14 protein-coding genes and 1 pseudogene are annotated in these 18,988 nt (G+C 65.9%); 8 read left to right on the top strand and 7 right to left on the bottom strand.

What is annotated here, in order from left to right:
* Window positions 1-14: 14 nt before the first annotated feature.
* Window positions 15-734 (bottom strand): class I SAM-dependent methyltransferase, encoded by a 720-nt coding sequence (locus LGM56_RS06465; protein ID WP_226203624.1) that lies wholly within the window; start codon window positions 732-734, stop codon window positions 15-17.
* A 108-nt stretch (window positions 735-842) separates the two neighbouring features.
* Here LGM56_RS06465 and LGM56_RS06460 point away from each other — a divergent pair, with 108 nt between their 5' ends.
* A complete protein-coding gene (locus LGM56_RS06460; protein ID WP_089497134.1) occupies window positions 843-2,090 on the top strand; it encodes an NAD(P)/FAD-dependent oxidoreductase in 1,248 nt (415 codons plus the stop codon).
* 68 nt (window positions 2,091-2,158) lie between these two features.
* Here the strand turns inward: LGM56_RS06460 and LGM56_RS06455 are convergent.
* A pseudogene (locus tag LGM56_RS06455) lies at window positions 2,159-2,811 on the bottom strand (DUF2625 family protein).
* A gap of 29 nt (window positions 2,812-2,840) precedes the next feature.
* Window positions 2,841-3,698, bottom strand: coding sequence for a LysR family transcriptional regulator (locus LGM56_RS06450; protein ID WP_089497133.1), 858 nt, complete (start codon window positions 3,696-3,698; stop codon window positions 2,841-2,843).
* Window positions 3,699-3,825: 127 nt separating this feature from the next.
* Between LGM56_RS06450 and LGM56_RS06445 the strand changes: the two genes are divergently transcribed.
* The gene (locus LGM56_RS06445; protein ID WP_226203622.1) at window positions 3,826-4,404 is read left to right on the top strand and encodes a DUF4865 family protein; all 579 of its coding nucleotides are present in this window, start codon (window positions 3,826-3,828) and stop codon (window positions 4,402-4,404) included.
* Window positions 4,404-4,574 (top strand): hypothetical protein, encoded by a 171-nt coding sequence (locus LGM56_RS06440; protein ID WP_179254904.1) that lies wholly within the window; start codon window positions 4,404-4,406, stop codon window positions 4,572-4,574. Before LGM56_RS06445 ends, LGM56_RS06440 begins: the two co-directional genes overlap by 1 nt.
* 76 nt (window positions 4,575-4,650) lie before the next feature.
* Here LGM56_RS06440 and LGM56_RS06435 read toward each other — a convergent pair whose 3' ends face one another.
* Together LGM56_RS06435 and LGM56_RS06430 are read right to left on the bottom strand one after the other, a co-directional pair.
* A complete protein-coding gene (locus tag LGM56_RS06435; RefSeq protein ID WP_226203620.1) occupies window positions 4,651-6,852 on the bottom strand; it encodes a glycoside hydrolase family 3 C-terminal domain-containing protein in 2,202 nt (733 codons plus the stop codon).
* Between the two features lie 472 nt (window positions 6,853-7,324).
* The gene (locus LGM56_RS06430; protein ID WP_226203618.1) at window positions 7,325-8,584 is read right to left on the bottom strand and encodes an oligosaccharide flippase family protein; all 1,260 of its coding nucleotides are present in this window, start codon (window positions 8,582-8,584) and stop codon (window positions 7,325-7,327) included.
* A 572-nt stretch (window positions 8,585-9,156) separates the two neighbouring features.
* Between LGM56_RS06430 and LGM56_RS06425 the strand changes: the two genes are divergently transcribed.
* Complete coding sequence (locus LGM56_RS06425) at window positions 9,157-11,013, top strand: serine aminopeptidase domain-containing protein (protein WP_226203615.1); 1,857 nt, start codon at window positions 9,157-9,159, stop codon at window positions 11,011-11,013.
* A gap of 169 nt (window positions 11,014-11,182) precedes the next feature.
* On the opposite strand, the gene LGM56_RS06420 is transcribed toward LGM56_RS06425, so the two are convergent.
* Window positions 11,183-11,602, bottom strand: coding sequence for a hypothetical protein (locus tag LGM56_RS06420; protein WP_226203613.1), 420 nt, complete (start codon window positions 11,600-11,602; stop codon window positions 11,183-11,185).
* A 128-nt stretch (window positions 11,603-11,730) separates the two neighbouring features.
* On the opposite strand from LGM56_RS06420, the gene LGM56_RS06415 reads away from it, so the two are divergent.
* Genes LGM56_RS06415 through LGM56_RS06400 form a run of 4 tightly spaced genes read left to right on the top strand, consistent with a single transcriptional unit; the run spans window position 11,731 to window position 17,826 of the window.
* On the top strand, window positions 11,731-12,957 hold the full coding sequence (locus LGM56_RS06415; RefSeq protein WP_089497127.1) for a polysaccharide biosynthesis/export family protein: 1,227 nt from the start codon (window positions 11,731-11,733) through the stop codon (window positions 12,955-12,957).
* Between the two features lie 59 nt (window positions 12,958-13,016).
* Entirely contained in the window at window positions 13,017-15,290 is a 2,274-nt protein-coding gene (locus LGM56_RS06410; protein WP_226203611.1) for a polysaccharide biosynthesis tyrosine autokinase, read from the top strand.
* The gene (locus tag LGM56_RS06405) at window positions 15,287-16,630 is read left to right on the top strand and encodes an oligosaccharide repeat unit polymerase (protein ID WP_226203610.1); all 1,344 of its coding nucleotides are present in this window, start codon (window positions 15,287-15,289) and stop codon (window positions 16,628-16,630) included. The genes LGM56_RS06410 and LGM56_RS06405 overlap by 4 nt, the downstream gene beginning before the upstream one ends.
* Before the next feature lie 26 nt (window positions 16,631-16,656).
* Window positions 16,657-17,826, top strand: coding sequence for an acyltransferase family protein (locus LGM56_RS06400; protein WP_089497124.1), 1,170 nt, complete (start codon window positions 16,657-16,659; stop codon window positions 17,824-17,826).
* A gap of 58 nt (window positions 17,827-17,884) precedes the next feature.
* Here the strand turns inward: LGM56_RS06400 and LGM56_RS06395 are convergent, their stop codons facing one another.
* The gene (locus tag LGM56_RS06395) at window positions 17,885-18,964 is read right to left on the bottom strand and encodes a glycosyltransferase family 4 protein (RefSeq protein ID WP_226203608.1); all 1,080 of its coding nucleotides are present in this window, start codon (window positions 18,962-18,964) and stop codon (window positions 17,885-17,887) included.
* Window positions 18,965-18,988 lie beyond the last annotated feature (24 nt).

Raw genomic sequence — 18,988 nt, 5'->3', positions numbered from 1 at the left:
GCCGGCTCCTTCGTTCAGGCGGGCTTGCGCGCGGCGACGTTGACGAGCGTTTCGCGACGCTTGCCGGGTTGCGGCGTATACAGGCCGATGCGCTCCAGCAGGCCGAAGTCTTTCGCACGACTCCACCACAGATACGGCAACGACACGTTGCGGGTGCCGAACACGAACCCCGCGTCGCGCAGCATGGCGAGATAGCCGTCGGCGCTTTTCTGGACCTGCATCGGGTGGCGGAACAACAGCCGGATGACCCACGACTTGATATACGCGTCGGTCGATTCCGCGAACAGCAGCAGCCCACCGGGCTTCAGCACGCGGCGAAATTCGGCCAGCGCGCGTTCTTGCTCGACCAGATGGTGAAAGGTCTGATGGCAGAACACGATGTCGACGCTCGCGTCGGCGAGCGGAATCCGTGCGCAGTCCGCATGGTGCAACTCGACCGGCACCGTGCAGCGACGTGCGGCTGCCGACGCGTGCTCGAGCGAATCGTCGTGGCAATCGATGCCGATGATCTTTTCGGGCGAGAATGCCTCGTTCAACAGGCGAAACGAATTGCCCTGGCCGCATCCTGCGTCGAGGATGATCGGGGCGTCGGGCAGCGGCGCTGCGACGAGCTGTTTCAGATCGTTGATGGCCACGCGAAGCACGTGATGTTCCCAGGTATGCGTGCGAAGAAACCAGATGCCGAATGCGGTTTCGGGAACATAGGCAGGGGCTTGCGTGCGGTAAGACGTCATGGGTCCCTCGGCGGTATCTTGGATTTTGAGCGCCTATTGTAGTTTGCAACGCCGAAACGTGGCGCGAGAAACATAAGACACCCAATCAATCGGAATGAAGTGGCAGACATGAATGAAATGAAATCGAACCCGGTCGACGTCGCAATCATCGGCGCCGGGCCGGCCGGTGCCGTTGCGGCGGGATTGCTGCGCAAGGCGGGACGTTCCGTGCTCGTGCTCGAGCGCCAGCACTTTCCGCGATTTTCGATCGGGGAGAGCCTGTTGCCGCAGAGCATGCACTATCTCGAAGAGGCGGGCATGCTGCAGGCGGTCGTCGAGGCCGGTTTCCAGTTCAAGAACGGTGCGTATTTCGTTCATCGCGACCGGATGTCGTCGTTCGATTTCCGCGAGAAATTTTCCGGAGGCTGGGGGACCGCGTATCAGGTCGAGCGCGCGGCGTTCGACGACGTGCTGATCCGCTGTGCGGCCGGGAAAGGTGCTGACGTACGATTCGGCGATACGGTGCGGGCATTTGAACCCGGCGAGCGCCCGCGACTCGACGTCGTCGAGGAGTCCGGCCGAGCATATCGCGTGGAGGCGTCGTTCGTCCTCGATGCGAGCGGTTTCGGCCGTGTGCTGCCGGGGCTGCTCGGCCTCGAAGCGCCGACGGGCTTGCCGACGCGCGCGGCTATCTTTTCGCATGTCGAGGACCGGCTGCCGGCGGGCTCGACCGATCGCGACAAAATCTGCATTGCCGTGCACCCCGAGCGGTGCGACGTCTGGTACTGGATGATCCCGCTGACGAACGGGCGTTCGTCGGTCGGTTGCGTTGCCGACGCCGATTTTCTCGATGTGCCGGAAGCGCAGCGCGAGCAGCGGTTGCGCGAACTGCTGCAGAGCGAACCGACTCTCGCGCGTCTCGTCGGCAGCAAGCCGTTCGTGATGCCGGTGCGCCGCATCGCGGGCTATGCGTCCAACGTCGAGCGCCTGCATGGCCCGGGGTATGCGCTGCTCGGCAATGCGGGCGAATTCCTCGATCCCATCTTCTCGTCGGGCGTGACTATCGCGATGTGCTCGGCCCATCTGGCGGTCGCGACGCTCGAGCGCCAGATGCGCGGCGAGACGGTCGACTGGGCGCGCGACTACGATGCCGCGCTGCGCAAGGGCATCAACACCTTTCGTGCTTTCGTCGAACGCTGGTATTCGGGCGCGCTGCAGGACATCGTGTTTTACGACGACAAGGCACCGGACGTGAAGCGGATGATCTGCTCGATCCTGGCTGGCTACGCGTGGGACGAATCGAACCCGTTCGTCCGGGAACCGGTGCGCGGCCTCGACGTGCTTGCCGAAATCTGCCGTCCGGACCGACGCGCTTGAGCCGATCGCGGCGTTTGCACGGCGTTACCGCGGACGATGCAACGTCGAGGCCCGAGTCCTGGCCCGGCTCACGCACGAATCCTGGATACCTTCGCGGATCCGGGGGCGACATGGAGCGCGTATAGCTCGGATACGCTGACCGCCTTGCGGCTGCTGTGTTCGACTGATCCATCTTTTGTCCACAGGAACGGATAAAAGCTGAAGCATTGATCCGTCGTCAGATGCTGAACCTCGGCTTGCCAGCCGGGCCAGCGCGAGCTCGTATAGAAGTCATGCAGCGTCTCGCCGAGCGACCAGCGCACGAAGTCGCTGTGATTTCGAGGGGCTCCCATCCCAAGGTGTCGGGTGCAAGGTAGTACACCGAACCAGTGTCTTCGCCGAGTGCGTCGCCGTTCAATGCGAGGAAGCCGCCGACGGCATCGTCTGCGATCAACAGGAAACCGGACGATCGCCCGGTGTTCCAGCCGACGATGTCTCTGAGCAGTCTGGGATGGCGTGAGCCAAGCAGACGAAGGTAGCCTCCGTCCACCAGGATGCCGCCGGTCGAATAGGCGATTGCCCCCAGGGTCGAACGCGTGGATACCTGAAGTGCTGAGAGCACTTCGCCACGCCGATCGGATGCGGGCAGTATTTCGCAACGGTGACGGGCTGCTGCCGCCCATTCGATCAACGTCGGGAGCGCTGAATCGCGTTCGTTTACCAGTTCGTCCAGCGGGTGCATATTGTTCTGCGGGCTGTTCGAGCGAAACCTCACCGCGCGCCGACCGACGACCGCAGCGCCGCGCCCAGCGTGCGCAGCGCCTGCCGGGCCCGCGCATCGGTCAGGTTCGAGTAGAGCACGACGTCGCGCGCCGGCAACGGCGGCAGCCCGTATCGCGCGCCCACGTCGACCGTCCCGACGGGCGCCACGCGATGCCCGAGCGCGGCGACGGCCAGCCCCGCGGACACCGCCGCGCCGATCGTCGCCACGCCGCCGCCGACGAACACTTCAGTCCACGCGACACCGGCTTCGTCCAGCGCGCCGATCGCCATGTGGCGCACGCTGCACGGCTCGGCCTGCGTCGCGAGCCGCAGCGGTTGCGGCGGATGGTAGTCGAAATCGGTCGCGGCCATCCAGCCGAACGACTCCGACAGCAGGGTTTCCCCATCGAGCCGCCGGCTGCCGTGCTGTAGCGCGACGGCGGCGTCGAGCTGGCCGCGATCGAACGCATCGAGTACGTCGCGCGACGCGGCGACCCGGATCTCCAGCACGAGCCCCGGTTCCGCTTCGCTCATGCGCCGAAGCAGCATCGGCAGATCGGCGCCGACGGCATGATGGCTCACGCCGATCACCAGCCGCCGCTGGCCGGCGCCGAACGCGCCGACCGCACCCTGGTGAGCCGCTACGAGCTCGCGCGCGGGTTCCAGGAACGCGGAGCCGTCGGCCGACAGGCGAACCTGCCGCGGCGTGCGTTCCAGCAAACGGCGGCCGAGGCCGTCTTCAAGTCGCTTGATCTTCAGGCTCACCGCGGACTGCGTCGTGTCCATCGCCTCGGCGGCCCGCGTGAAGCTCTTGAGGTCGGCGGTCAGCACGAACGCCTGCACGGCTTCGATGTCGAGCGTTTTCATCACGCACTCATCCATTGAGAAAATGAATCATTGAAATATTCTGCCATCGTCTTTTCAAATGATTCAAGGTCTTCTACGCTGTTCTCGAGCCGTTCGGAATCTACCTTGTCAATCCAAGGAGTCGATCATGCTGACCGCGTACTACGTGCACCGCCTGCCGGCGGACTACGACCTCGACATCATCCGCAATCGCGTGCGCGAGCGCGGCAGGCTCTGGGACGACACGCCGGATCTCGTGTTCAAGGCGTTTCTGCTGCGCGAGGCGGGCCGCTACGGTGCGACGGAAAACGGCTATGCGTCGCTTTATCTTTGGCGCGATGAACAGGCGTTCGCCCGGTTCGTCACGGACGGCCGCTATCGGGTCGTGACGGACAGTTTCGGGCGCGCGCCGATCGATGTGCAGGTCGCGCTCGATGCGCGCAAGGGCAGCGCGTCGACGGGACGCTTCGTGCGGCTGGAGGCCGTCGATATTCCGGCGGACGCCGACCTCGATGCGACGCTGGCACGGGAAGTCGAGCGCAATCGCGATGTGGCGGCGCGGCAGGGTACGGTTGCGGCCGCCGTCAGCCTCGATCCGCTGCGCTGGCGGCTGACGCGCGTGCTTGTATCGGAGCAGGAGCCGGACGACGGCGGCGCAGGTCCGGTGTATCAGGTCCTGCATCTGGCCAGGCCGTTGCTCGATACGCTCGAAGGGAGTGGGGTGTGATGGCCGGCGCTGTGTTCCGGTCGCGGGCCGGGTCGGCGGGTGAGCCCTGCGGCTCGGCATCCGCGCGATTGCCGGCCGGCCTGGTGGTCGTCGCGCATCTCGCCGGGCTGGCGGCGGGGATCGCCGCGATTGCCGCGCTCGCGACGGTGCTGGCGCTGTTGTTCCGGTAAGGTGCGCGTTTGCGGATGAGTGAATACGGAAGCGCCGCGCACGACGCACGCGGCGCTTCCGTCGGGTGATGACCGCTCAGTGCCCCTGCAACCGGATATCCCGCGACGACGCACCGATGTACACCGTCCCACCCGGCACCACGCGCCAGCCGTTACGCGACGTATCCCACACGCTCTGCATCCGCGGTGACACGGTCACGTGCACACGCCGCGCCTCGCCCGGATTCAGCCGGATCTTCTCCCAGCCGACCAGCCGCTTCGGCGGCTCGTCCTTGTACGGCACGCCGAGATAGACCTGCGGCGTTTCCGCGCCGGCGACGCGCCCGTCGTTGCGCACCGTGAACGCGACGCTCAGTGCACCGTCCCATTGCTTCGACACCGACAGCCCCGAATACGCGAAATGCGTGTACGACAGCCCGTAGCCGAACTCGAACATCGGCTTGATGTTGTGCGCGTCATACCAGCGATAGCCCATGTTCAGCTTTTCCGCATAGACGGGATCGTTGTCGAACGCGCCGTTTTGCCCCCACGTCGGCGAATCCTGATCGCGCGCGGGGAACGTGACGGGCAGCTTGCCGGACGGATTGACCGCGCCGAACAGCACGTTCGCGATCGCCTTGCCGCCGGCTTCGCCCGGATACCACGCCTCGACGATGGCCGACACGTTGTCCTTCCACGGCATCAGCACCGGGTTGCCGCTCTGGACGACGACGATCGTGTGCGGATTCGCGCGCGCGACGGCTTCGACGAGTGCATCCTGGTTCGACGGGTTCGCGAGTTTCAGGCTCTGGAGATCGCCGAAATCCTCGCCGGCCGGCTGCGCGACCACGACGATCGCGACGTCCGAGCGGCCCGCGAGTGCCGCGGCCTGGTCGATCTCCTGCTGCGTGTACGCGCGGAACGGCGACTGCTGATCGCTGTTGCCGGCATACGTGACCTGCGCGGCCGGCGCGAGCGCACGGATCGCCGCGACGATCGGCACGTCCACCTTCAACCACGGATTGCGCCACCAGCTGCACCCCGTCGATGACCCGAACGTCAGGCCGCCGCAGCCCGCGAACGATCCCGACACGGGGTCGCGCGTGTTGCCCGAGCCGCCGCCCGACAGCACGGCCGCATCGGCATGGCCGCCGATCACGGCGATCCGCGACAGCGCCGACGCGGCGAGCGGCAACTGGTTGCCGTCGTTCTTCAGCAGAACGATCGACTGCTCGGAAGCGGATTGCGCGAACCGGTTGCCGGCCGCGAAATCGATCGTGCCGCCGCCCTTGGCCGGATCGTCCATCACGCCGACGCGGATCATCACGGCGAGCTTGCGGCGCACCATGTCGTCGAGGCGCGCGGTCGACACCGAGCCGTTCGCGATCGCCTGCTTGACCGCCGCCGGCGTCAGGTACACGCTCGGCCCGACGTCTTCTTCCTCGTCGAGCCCGGCGTTGATCGCGGCGGCGGTGCTGTGCGTGGCGCCCCAGTCGGACTGCACCTGGCCCTGGAAGCCCCATTCGTTCTTCAGCACGTCGTTCAGGAGATGGGGGTTCTCGCACGCATAGGTGCCGTTCAAGCGGTTGTAGCTGCACATCACGCTGCCGGGCCGCCCGCGCTTCGCGGCGATCTCGAACGGCAGCAGGTACAGCTCGCGCAGCGTGCGCTCGTCGATCTGCGTGTTGCCGCCCATCCGGCCGTGCTCCTGCTCGTTGCCCGCGTAGTGCTTGATGGTCGCGATGACTTTCTGCCGCTGCGTGGCGAGCGTGCGTTCGGCGAGCAGGTCGCCGGCCAGCAGCGGATCCTCGCCGAGATACTCGAACAGGCGGCCGCCGCGCGGTTCGCGCGCGAGGTTGGTGCCGCCGGCGAGGCCCATGCCGAATCCTTGCGCGCGCAACTGGATCGCGACCTGCTTGCCGTAGTCGTACGACAGGCGGCGATCCCAGCTCGCGGCGACGGCGATCGTCGCGGGGAACGTCGTGCTGGCCTGCGACGTGCTGCCGGAGCCGGTCGCCGAATCGACCATGTTCAGGTCGGGAATGCCGAGGCGCGGCACACCCTGGATGTAGCCGGCGCCGCCGCCCGGCACCTTTGACATTTCGTATTGCGAATGAATGAATTGAAGTTTTTCGTCGAGCGTCATCTTGCGCACGAGCCAGTCAGCGCGCCGAACCGCCGCGGCCGACGCGAATGCGTCGGTCGCGTCGCCCTGCGCGTTGAAATCGGCGTCGCCCGCGTACGCGGTGGTGCAGAGGGTCGCTGCCAGCACGACGGCCGGCCAGAGTGTGTCCCGCATGTTGCTCTCCATGATCGTATTGCCGGTTGTTCGGATGATGTCTGGAGCTGCGCACGTCCGGTGGATTCGCACCGGACGCAATTGGCTGGCGATGCTGGGTGGTTGCGCGTCGGCATGCCGGGCCAGGCGGGGAATCGTTACGGCCGGTTGGGCCCGATCGAACCTCGAGGACGGCGACGCGGACCGCCCGGCGCTGCCGAATCGGATGTAGCGATTCTCTGCAGCGACCAATCGTACAAATGTAGTTTGACTACAGCATCGGTGTTTCTACCGATACGTGTGATCTTTATTTCGTAGGGGCGCGTAGCGGGGCGGAAAGACGGTCATCGTTCCCGATCGAGCGTGCGCGGAGGAGTAAGAAGTACCCGTGTGCGAGCGTGCGGAGGCGGCGGGCAATCAGGAGGCGTGTGGCACGGTGCGGTTCGTTGCGCGCGCATCGAACGGAACACCGTCCGATGCCAGCCACCTCGCGCTAGCCGCGTCGCGCGACCGGACTGCCGGGAAGCGGAATCCCGGCGCGATAGACGACGGTGGCGAGCGCCGTGGCGACCGCCGCCTCGGCCGTCAGCACGGCGGCGGCTGCGCCCAGCTCGGCGAAGTACTTGGCGAGCACGGGTACCAGCACGATGTTCAGAATGCCCGATGACATCAGGATGCGCGTGAATGCGGACTTCATCCCGAGCGGCAGCATCGTCTGCACACCGAACAGGTCGGTCATGCCGGCCATGAACGGAATGAAGGCCATCCAGCGCAGCACCTGGACCGTCGGTTCGTACGAAGGGCCATACAGGATGCGTACGGCGAGCGGCGCGCCGAAGAAGATCGCGAGCGAGATGCCGAGCACCATCGCAACCTGCACGACGAACAGCTTGCGCAGGAACGAGAACGCATCGTTGCGCGCGTGCCGCATCAGGTAGTTGATGCGCGGATAGGTGGCGGCCTTCAGCGGTTGCAGCATGCTGAGCGCCGCACGGATCAGCTTGTCGCCGGCGGCGAAGTAGCCTGCCGCGACGTTGCCCGATACGAAGCCGAGCAGCACGGTGTTGGTCGACGCATAGAACGCGATGGACGTCGACGCGAGGAACACCTGCCAGCCGCCTTTCAGCGATTCCGCGATGTCGGAGAACTCCACGCGAATGAAGTCGATTTCGCGCTGCGCATAAAGGTAGATGGCCAGCACGATCGCGGACAGCGTCGGGACGGCTGCGTTGACGATCATCGCGCGGTCGATGTCCGCCGGGCTGTGCACGAGCGCGAACATCGCGGGCAGGCTCAGGATGCGGCCGATGAACAGGATCACGCTCAGCGCGCGCAGTTTCTCCATGCCCTGGAAATACCAACCCGGCGTAAACGCCACGCCGGCCACCATGCCGAAACCGATCAGCAGCAGATCGCGGTCCTCGCCGAAGCGCTTGAACAGGAAAGTCAGCGCGACCAGCACGATGAAGCAGATGACGGCGATGCCGATCTGGGCGTACAACGTCGCCCAGAAGATACGGGAGCGCTCGGCGCGGTCGTCGCGGGCGAGCGCGATGCGCGGCGTGGCGGTCAGGTCGAAGCTGTAGCTCGTGCAGTTGGTCAGGTAGGCGATGACCGCGAGCGAGAACGCGAGTTGGCCGTAGCCTTCAGGCCCCAGTGCGTGCGTCAGCAGCGGCGCGATCATCAGCGGCACCGCGTACATCGAAATCTGCAACGTCAGCAGCAGCAGGAAGTTCTTCTTGAGGTTAGACATTCGCTCGGTCGGCGCCGTGGGTGTCGCGGTGCGGCGGCATGGGGCCGCGATGCGTGTGTGCATCCGGTCGGCGCTGACCCGGATTCATGGGTGGGTGGCGCGTCCGGCGTCGCCGGGCACGGCCACATCATCGTATGGCGGCCATGATACCGGCCGCACGAGACGACTGTGTTCGCGAGCCTACCGTTCGCGGATGCCGTGCGCACGTATGCGTGGATCCCGACACCGCGCACGCCGTCGCGCGTCGTCGTATCGCGACAGTGATGAATCCATTTGTAAGCTGGCGCACCGAAGGACGCTCGAACCGGGTGCTTTAATCGAGCGCACAGTTTTGGCTCACGCCGCACGGGTTCCCGGCGCAAACCGTGACGGCGTGCCGGGCACGCAACATCACCTCCCGCGGGCATGCGGGCAGGGTAACGAACGAAACAGGGCGGGCCGCGCAGGGGCGCGGCTGGGGGCGCCGCCGTGTGTTCGTCGAGCAGTCGCACGATCGTGGAATCGCTCATTTCGGTGGAGCCGCCGGAACACGCGTCCGCGTCCGATAAAAATACCGATCCGAGGAGTACCGATTGAAGCCGATTACATTCGGCAGCTGCGTGGGGTGGCTGCACGAGGGACAGACGACACAAGGGGTGGTCCTGTGCGAGGCATTGGGCCACGAGGCATCGTGGACGCACAAGCTCATGCGGGCGATCGCCGAACGCCTTGCCAGCGACGGCGTCACGGTGCTGCGGTTCAACTATCCGTGCAGTGGTGACTCCGCGGGCGACGATCTCGATGCCGGTCGGTATGCCGCGTGCATCGACAGCATTCACGATGCGATCGACATGCTGCGCGACCAGGTCGGTGTCGCGTCGCTGACGCTCGTCGGAATCCGTGCGGGCGCGCTGTTCGCGATGCTGGCCGCCGCGGACAACGGCCAGCGTCCGTCGCCGCGCGTCGACGCATTGGCGGCCTTCGCGCCCGTCGTGCGTGGGCGCGCGTACCTGCGCGAGATGTCGTTCGTGCATCGCCAGTGGCTCGACATCACGTCGCCGGCCATTCGTGCCGCACATCGAGACGAACCGTGCATGAACGTGCTCGGGCACCGCTTTCCCGACGATTTCGTCGATGCGCTGAAGGCGGTCGATCTGTGCGACGTCGTGCGCGATGCAGCGACGTTGCCCGGCGCGGTGCTGCTGATCGATCCCGATCAGGGGGATGGCCCTGCGTTGCGCGATGCACTGCTCGCTCGCGGCGTCGACGTGGCCACCGACTCGTTCCGCGAATGGTCGACGACGATGCTGGACGGTACGCGCTCGCGCCTGCCGCTCGAGGCGATCGACACGCTCGCGAACTGGATCGCCGAACGGGCACCGCGCGCGGCGACAGGTATCGACCCCGCGCGGCCGCTGGACCCGTCATGGAATGGAGCGCCGGCTGTCGCGCTCGACATGACGGACATGACCGAGCAGGTCGTCGCGGTAGGGCCGGACCGGGTGGTCGGCGTGCTGTGCCGTCCCGCGGATACGGGGCCGGCAAATCCCGTCGCTCCGGCACTCGTGATCGCGAACACGTCGACGAATCCGCGCAGCGGAGAAGGGCGCTTCAGCGTGCGCCTCGCGCGCACGCTCGCACGCGCCGGCGTGACGACGCTGAGGATCGACGTGCATGGCGTGGGCGACAGCGGGGCTGCCGCGCCCGACGACCAGGCGCCGGTCGTGTATGCACCGCAGTCGAGCGACGACGTGGCGGCCGCCGCGGACTGGCTGCGTGCACTCGGCTACCCAGAGGTGATCGCAACCGGCATCTGTTCGGGCGCCTATGCGGCATTGCATGCGGCCGTGAAGACGCCGTCGCTCGGCGGCGTGATCGCGATCAACCTGGCGCGTTTCGTGTGGCCGGCCGGGCTCTCGCTGGAGGCGGTGCAGAAGCAGCGGAACAATTCGGTGCGCGGCTACTGGCTATCGGTGCGCGACTGGAAAAAGTGGAAGGGCCTCGTGCGCGAACGGCGCGATTTGCGACCGATCGTGGGGGCCGTCGCCGCCAATGCGATCGCGCGGGTCAGCGTGCCGATGAAAGAGGCCGCCGCGCGCTTCGGCTGGAAGCCGCGCGCCGGTACGCCACGCGGCGTGATGCACGTGCTGGCGCAACGCAATGTCCGGACGACGCTGGTGTACGGCGCGCTCGATCCCGGCATCGACGACGTGCGGCGCCACTTCGGTGCGATCGAGCGCGCGTTCAGGCGCTCGCGTCACGTGCGACTGCATCTCGAGCCGCAGGTCGATCACGCGGTGTACGGCGCGGTCGGCACGGACATCGTGATCGGGCTTTGCATGCAGGCGCTCGGCCGTGATTCGGCGAGGCCGGTCGTGCGCGTTTCCGATCCTGCCACGCTCGAAGCGGCCGCAGGATCGTACGGGAGCGTGTCGGTCGGCCGGCCGTGACGGGCGCTGTGCCGCATGCGTTGCTCGCAGTGGCGCGTCGGGGTGCGATCGCGCCCGCGTATGAAGATGGGCGTTCGGTGGGGTTGCTCACAGACGCGCCGTTTGCCGTGGTGTCCAATCCCTTATCGATGCATGCGCGGTCATGCCGAGGCATGACCGGCCGGGTGCTTCAGTCCGGATCGGCTGGCGCGTCAAAGGGTGATTTCGCGTAGGGCGATGCGTACAACGTGCCACTGCCCCATGCGTCGTCGGCCGGTGTACCGGCCACCTGCGCGCGATGCGGGCGCGCCGGTACGAGCGGCCGGCGCAACGTGCTGTGGGCGCGCGGGTCGGGCTGAACGGCGGCGCTCGCGGCGGGACGCGTGAGCGCGGGCGCGGCATTCGCGGATGCGGGCGTGGCAGGTTCGGCGGCCGCGCGTGCGACCGCCGCTTGCGCCGAACGCTGGGGCGGCACCGGGCCCGGTAGCGTCGACGACGCAAAGGACGGGGTGTCGGCGGGGCTGCTGGACAGCGTCTGCGCACCGGCGGCACAGACGAAGCCGGCCGACACGATGCAGACGAACGACGAAAGCGATGAAGAGAAGTTCATGACGAATCGTATGGAGTGACGTGCGGTGAAGAGGGCGGTGCGGCGATGCAATGCGAGCCGCGCTGGGCAAGCGTAATGCCGGAATTCGCCGCGTTCGGCGGGTTACCGCACAGTTTTGGAAGGACATCATGTCAATCACCACGCAACCGGAATCGACGCTCGGCACGCCGAGGCCAGGCCGGACCATCGCCCGTCGCGCATCGTGGCGGTCGCGCCTGGCGATCGCGGCCGCCGCGTGCGCACTGAGCGCATGCGCGCTGTCGCCCGGCATGACTTATCACCCGCCGGCCGAGCGCGACGCGAATGCGCGCGTGAGCGCCGACGCATCGGGATCGGGCGGCCTCGACGGCGTGCAGAACGTGTCGAGCGAGGATCTGATCGAGATCACGCCGGCCTTCGTCGCGCAGCATCATGCGGGGCGGCCGGCCAACGTCGACGCGGAGATCCGCCAGCTGTTCGGCAAGCCGGTGCCGTACACGATCGGCCCTGGCGATGTGCTGGGCATCGTCGTCTGGGACCACCCCGAGTTGAACCTGCCGACGACGCAGACGGTCGGTGGCGGCGACGGGGTCGGCGCCAGCTCGGTCGCGACGGGCTACACGGTCGATGCGAACGGCAACGTGCAGTTCGCTTACGCGGGCCTCGTTCACGTGGCCGGGTTGACCGAGGCGCAGGCAGGCGCGCTGCTGATGAAGCGGCTCGGCGAATACGTGCGCAAGCCGCAGCTCTCGCTGCGCGTGCAGAGCTACCGCAGCAAGCGCGTCTATCTCGACGGCGAGGTGCGCACGCCGGGTCTGCAGATCGTCAACGACATGCCGATGACGCTGCCCGAGGCGATCGACCGTGCGGGCGGTTTCACCCCGACGGCAGACCGCTCTCAGGTTTCGGTGACGCGCGGCGACAAGACCGTGAACGTGAGCCTGCCCGCATTGATTTCGGCGGGCGTGAATCCGTCGAACATCCTGCTGCGCGACGGCGATCTCGTGCGCGTGCGCGCGGCGAGCGACGCGAAGGTGTTCGTGCTCGGCGAGGTGTCGCGCCCCGCGACGCTGACATTGACTGACGGCCGGATGAGCCTCGGCGAGGCGCTCGGCGACACGGGCGGCGTCAGTCAGTACACGTCCGACGCGCGCCAGGTGTTCGTCGTGCGCCGTGGCCCGGACAACCGACCGCGGGTGTACCACCTCGACGGCAGTTCGCCCGCGTCGTTCGCGCTCGCCGACCAGTTTCCGCTCGAGCGGCGCGACGTCGTGTTCGTCGATGCGTCGTCGCTCGTGCGCTGGAGCCGCGTCGTGAACCTGCTGATTCCATCGTCCGCGCAAGGTGCGCTGACGGCGAAGGCCATTTCGCCGTGATATTCGCGGCGGATTTTGTGACCGCGACGGTGCGTCGCGCCATACGGGACTGAGGCTGTATGAATACTTCGACCCTGCCTGACTCGCACAGCGGGCGCATTCCGCGGCCGTCCCATTCGGTGCGCCGCTACTGGAGCGTGCTGTATGGCGGCCGGCGCCTGATCCTTTGCACGGCGCTTGCGGGCGCGATTGCCGGAGGCCTGTATGCGCTGTGCGCGGCCCCCGTCTACCGCACCGACATCCTGTTCCAGGTCGAGCAAAGCCAGACCGACTCGAAGCAGACGTCGCCGCCTGGCGATCCATCGTCGGTGTTCGATCTGAAGACGGATGCATCGACGGAGATCGAGGTGCTGAAATCCCGCGCGGTGCTCGATCGCGCGATCGACAGCACCAACCTCGCGCTCGACACCCGACCGCATTACCTGCCGCTGATCGGCTGGCGATTCGTGAATGCCGCCGACGGGTTGTCGTCGCCGTTGCCGGGCGGATACGTGTACGGCACCGAGCGCATCGACGTGCCGACCTTCGACGTGCCGAAACGACTGCTTGGCAAGCGCTTCGCGTTGACCGTCGGCGATGACGGCGCCTATACGCTGCAGCGCACCGGCCTGTTCGGCCGGAAAGGGCCGATGTGGCAGGGCCGTATCGGCCAGCCGTTGCACGTCGAGACGCCGGAGGGCGCGATCGACGTGTTCGTGCGCGGTGTGGCCGGCAAGCCCGGCGCACGCTTCGACCTGACGCGTTACAGCGACGAGGAGGCGTCCACGTGGCTGCAGAAGAACGCGCTGATCTCGGAGCGCGGCAAGCAGTCGAACATGGTTGGCGTGACGCTCGACGGCACCGATCCCGTGCAGGACAGCCGCGTGCTGAACGCGATCGGCGACGCGTACCTGGCGCAGAACACGCAACGCAAGTCCGAGGCGGCCGACAAGCTGATCCGCTATATGGACGGCCAGTTGCCGCAGTTGAAGGCCCAACTGGAGGCGGCGGAAAACCGCTTCAATGCATTCCGTGCATCGCACGGGACGGTCAATACGAGCGACGAAGCGCTCGCATTGCGTCAACAGGCGGTCGACATCGAGACGCGCGTACAGACGCTGCAGCAGCGGCGTGAGGAACTGATGACGCGCTTCATGCCGAAGCATCCGGCGGTTGCCGCCGTCGATGCGCAGCTCGCCGATGCGCAGCGTTCGCTCGACACGACACGCAAGCAGATCCAGCAGCTGCCGACCGTGGAGCAGGGCGTGCTGCAACTGCAGCGCGACGTGGCCGTGGATACCGCGCTGTACACGAACCTGCTCAATACGCGCCAGCAGATGGTCCTCGCGCGTGCCAGCAAGACCGGCACCGTGCGGATCGTCGATACGGCGAAGATCGCCGAGCAGCCGATTGGTCCGCATCGCGGGGTTGCGGTGGTCGGTCTCCTGATGGTGGGCCTGCTGGCTGGCGCGGCGATCGTGATCGCCCGGCAGCGTGTCGTCGGCACGATCGGCGACGCGGAAGAAATCGAATGGGCGACGGGGCTGCCGGTGTTCGCGACCGTCCCGCACAGCGCGATCGCGGCGGCAGCGGAACTGCGGTCCAAGGCCGGCCGGCCCGGTCCGCGCACATCGATTGCGCCGGTCGGCGCGCAGGACGCCGCGCTCGAAAGCCTGCGCGGTCTGCGCGCGTCGCTGCAATTGGCGATGCCGGCCGCGTTGAATCCGGTCGTGCTGATCTCCGGGCCGACGACGGGCGTCGGCAAGTCGTTCGTCGCTGCGAATATTGCGTCGCTCGCCGGTGCCGCGAAACGGCGGGTCCTGCTGATCGACGCCGATCTGCGCAAGGGTTCGCTGCACGACCGGTTCCGCTATAGCCGTGCGCCGGGGCTGTCGGACGTGGTGGCGGGCACCCATGCGCTCGACGAGGCAATCAAGCGCGGCGTCACACCGGGCCTCGATTTCATTGCGATGGGCAGCGTCGTTCCCGATCCGGGCGAACTGCTGCTGCAGCCCGCGTTCGCCGAATTGATCGGGCAGCTCGCGTCGCGCTACGACATGGTGGTGCTCGACGGCCCGCCGCTGCTGCCGGTCGCCGATGCGCTGGTGCTGGGGCGTCTGGCGGGCACGGTGTTCCTCGTCGCGCGTAGCGGCGTGACGACGCTGACGGAGCTCGACGAAAGCGCGCGACGGCTCGAGCACGCGCATATCGATGTGCGCGGCGTGATCCTGAACGATTACCAGGGCGCGCCGGGGCGGTACGACTACGGCTACTCGGATACGAATACGCATCAGGCCGCGTCCGGATACGCCGGAGCGATGGCGCAGCGGCAAAGCGTGGAGCGCGCGTCGTGAGCGGGCGAGCGGGCAGCACGGGGGGCGGGCCGCGGGAGCGGGCGGTAACACGGCGCAGAGCGGCAAGCAGGAGCGATCACGCCGGCGGTTATACGGGCTATTGGTGGGAAGATCCGGCGCGGCTCGTGCTGATGTTCATCCTGCCGCTGTATGGCCTGCTTTCACTGAGCCTGCTCGGTGAACAGAAATCGATCGCACGGATCTATTTCGACAGCTACTACGCGTTTGTCGGCGCGTTGTTCCTGATCGCGCTGACCGCGGCGGCGTGGCTCGCGACGACCGAGGTTCGGACGCGGCGCGGGCCGCCTCCCGCCGCAGTGACGCTGTCGCCCCGCGTGCTCGATTTCGTCTTCGCGCTCGCGCTGTTCGGTTATGCGCTGTTGCTGAGCGGCATCCTGTTGCATCCGGCGCTGCTGATCGCGTTCGTGCGAGGCGAAGCGAATGCATATGACATGCTTGAACTGAAAGGGCGCATCACGGGCCTCAGCACGTTCACGCAGGCCACGGCACCGTTTGTCGTGCTGTATTTCTATGTGTTCAGGACACCGGTAAAGGGCCTGAATCGCTACAAGATCTATTTCGCCGTGCTCGCGGTGCTGACGCTGCTGCGCAGCTTCATCTTCGCGGAACGGCTTGCACTGATCGAGATGGTGATGCCGCTTGCGCTCATGGTCGTGCGGTTCCGGCTCGGCGGACGGTATGCTCGTCTGCTGACGCTCGGTCCTTATGCGGCGATTCCGTTGCTGTTCGGCCTGTTCATCGCGAACGAGTACAACCGGTCGTGGGAAGCCTATTACGTCAACATCTACGACAACCTGTTCGATTTTGCCCTCGAGCGTCTGGGCCTGTATTACTCGACTGCATTGAACAACGGCGCAGGAATCGTGAGTGTGCTGGGCTGGAACCAGGGCCACCCGATGTTCACGTTCGACTGGCTGCTGCGCTTCCCCGTCATCGGCGCGACGTTGCAGCCGTGGCTCGACTCGAGCGACAGCATCAACCTGTTCCTGAACAGCTACGCCGACCCCGAGTTCAACAATCCGTCAGGAATTTTCGTCCACTTCTACGAGTGGGGATGGTTAGGTTTGCTCGATGCGATCGCGCTCGGCTGGGCGATTGGCCGAAGCTATGCGGGCTGGCGGACCGGAAACGGGTGCTGGTGCTGCATCCATGCGGTGCTGTTCGTCTCGGTCATGGAAATCATGCGAACGCCGAACCTGTTCAGCGGGCGTAATTTCGTGCCGGTCGTCCTGTTGATCGGCGTATTCCGCTGGTTTGCCAGGGCACCGGCACGCGCGACGGGGCATGCCGCGCCGAATCGACATCATCGAGTCGCTTGATCATTTTTCGGTTGCCGCTACCGTCCATGGCTACACATAAACAGAAATTCGAAACGCTGGACGGATTGCGCGGTATCGCGGCCATCAGCGTGATGTTCATGCATTTCCTCGAGGATCTGCCGATTCCGATACTGCAGAGCGCCTATCTTTCGGTAGACGTATTTTTCATGCTGAGCGGATTCATCCTCACGTACTCTTACGGCGAAAGACTGCTTCAGGGAGCGTGGCAGGGCGCGTATCTGAAGCGACGCGTGATTCGTCTGTATCCGATGATAGGCATCGGGATGACGATAGGGCTGGTGAGTCTCGTCGTCATGCGAATTCAATCGTCGGCGGCGTTTTCGTTGGGCAACCTGGCGGCAGCCGCCGGGCAGAATTATTTTTTCGTTCCGTATTTCGGCCGTTTCCTGGTATCCGGATTTGCCGGCGCCGCGGGTCACGGCTTGCCGGCGGTAGACGATCCCGGCGCGTTTCCGCTGAATCCTCCGGCGTGGTCACTGTTCTTCGAGCTGGTGGCGAGCGTCGCGCTGATCGCCGCAATCAGGATGAGCGAGCGGCGCCTGATGAGGCTGGCATACGCGTGCTTCGGCGCTTTCGTCGTGTACGGCGTGCTCGTGGGCCTCGACAACGGCAAGGTCTCGATCATCCTCAATCAGGGTTGGTCGGCCGACAATTTCATGGGCGGATTCTTCCGGGTCGGCTACGGGTTCCTCCTGGGCGTGGCAATCGGAAAGATGTACGAGGCGAATCTCCCGGCGAAGCCGCATTGGTTCATCGCCAGGCTCGTCAAGAACGACTACATGCTGTTTGTCGCCTTCGCGCTGGTCATTGCGTTTCCGACGTCGATCAAGGGAACGTATTCGGCGGCGATCCTGCTGTTCGTCGCCCCCGCGTTGGTCTATCGCGGTGCGACGCTCGCGCCGAGCGGCAAGACGATTGCACGGATCAGCGCGTTCCTCGGCTGGATCTCGTATCCGCTTTACTGTGTGCACTATCCGGTCGGCAGGCTGGTGTTCGCGTATGCGCCGCAGGCCGAGAGCCACATTGTCAGAACGGCGATGCTTGCCGCGTTGCTGTCGATGGCGGCCGCCGCTGTCCTCGCGAAATTCGTCGAGGAACCGATCCGGTCGTATCTGGGCACGCGCTTGTTTGCGAATGGTCGGATCGCGAACGGCAGCGCGATCAGCGCAGGATAAGCAGTACGGCCGGCCGGGCACGCCGGCGTCCGTTGCGGCGCCGGCGTGCGATGAAACGCTACAGCCCCTCGAAGATCTCCGTCATCATCTCGGCGCTTCGGCGCCAGCGATATTTCTCCGCGTGCAGGCTGCCCTTGCGTTTGAGCTCGGCCCTGAGCTCGGCCGAATCGAGCAGGGTCCGCAATTGCCGTGCGATGTCGTCCTGGGAATACGGATCGCAGTACAGTGCCGCATCGGCACAGACTTCCGGCAGCGCGGCCGATTTGCCGACGACCGCCGGACAGCCGCAGCGCATCGCCTCGAGAGGCGGTATGCCGAAGCCTTCGTAGATCGACGGATACAGGAAGCACGCCGCGTTCTGATACAGCGCCTTCAATTGCTCGTCGCTGATGTAGCCGACGTACTTGACGTTCGGTTCGGCGGCCGACAGAGGATCCTGCTTGCCGAATACGGTGGCGTTCTGCATGCCGACGATGACGAGATCGACCGACGGATCGTCGATCTGCCGGAAAGCCGCGATCAGCCGCGCGAAGTTCTTGGTCGGATTCATGCTGCTGACCGCGAGCACGAAGCGGCCGGGTGTCAGCGCATGCTTGTCGAGCACGCTCGTGTCCGCTTCCAGCGCATCGAGATGATCCGCACCGAGCGGCACGACGCTGATCTTCTCCGCGGGCACGCCGCAATGATGCGCAAGGCGATCCCGTGAGAAATAGGAGTTGGTCAGCACGCAAACGGAGGTTCGCGCGAGGATCCAGAACATGATCCGGTACCACACGCGAAACGGGCGTGAGAAATGTGCGGGCGTGTCGAACACCGCCGCATCGTGCATGTAGATGATCTGGTTGCCGATGAAAACGGATGCCGAATTGCTGAGATTGACGATGCGGCCTCGGCGAGCGAACAACGGGAGCACCAACTGCTCCCAGACCACGCCCTTGTAAAAGCCGACCTTGACCGTCCTGGCGCCGCTGACCTCGACGCCGGGTTGCGGAGGCACCAGCACGGTCACCGGATCCTGCGGCTGAAACTTGATCAATGCGGCAATCAGCTCGCGCGCGACGCGCTGCACCCCGGTCGTCTTCTGCGTGGTGAAGCGGCCGTTATAGACGAGTTGCTTCGGTTTATTGAAAGTGATCATGTCAACAAGAAGATATCGAATTCG

This window comes from Burkholderia sp. AU38729, from assembly GCF_020419725.1.
Taxonomy (GTDB): domain Bacteria; phylum Pseudomonadota; class Gammaproteobacteria; order Burkholderiales; family Burkholderiaceae; genus Burkholderia.
This window is presented reverse-complemented; position numbering and strand designations above follow the sequence as displayed.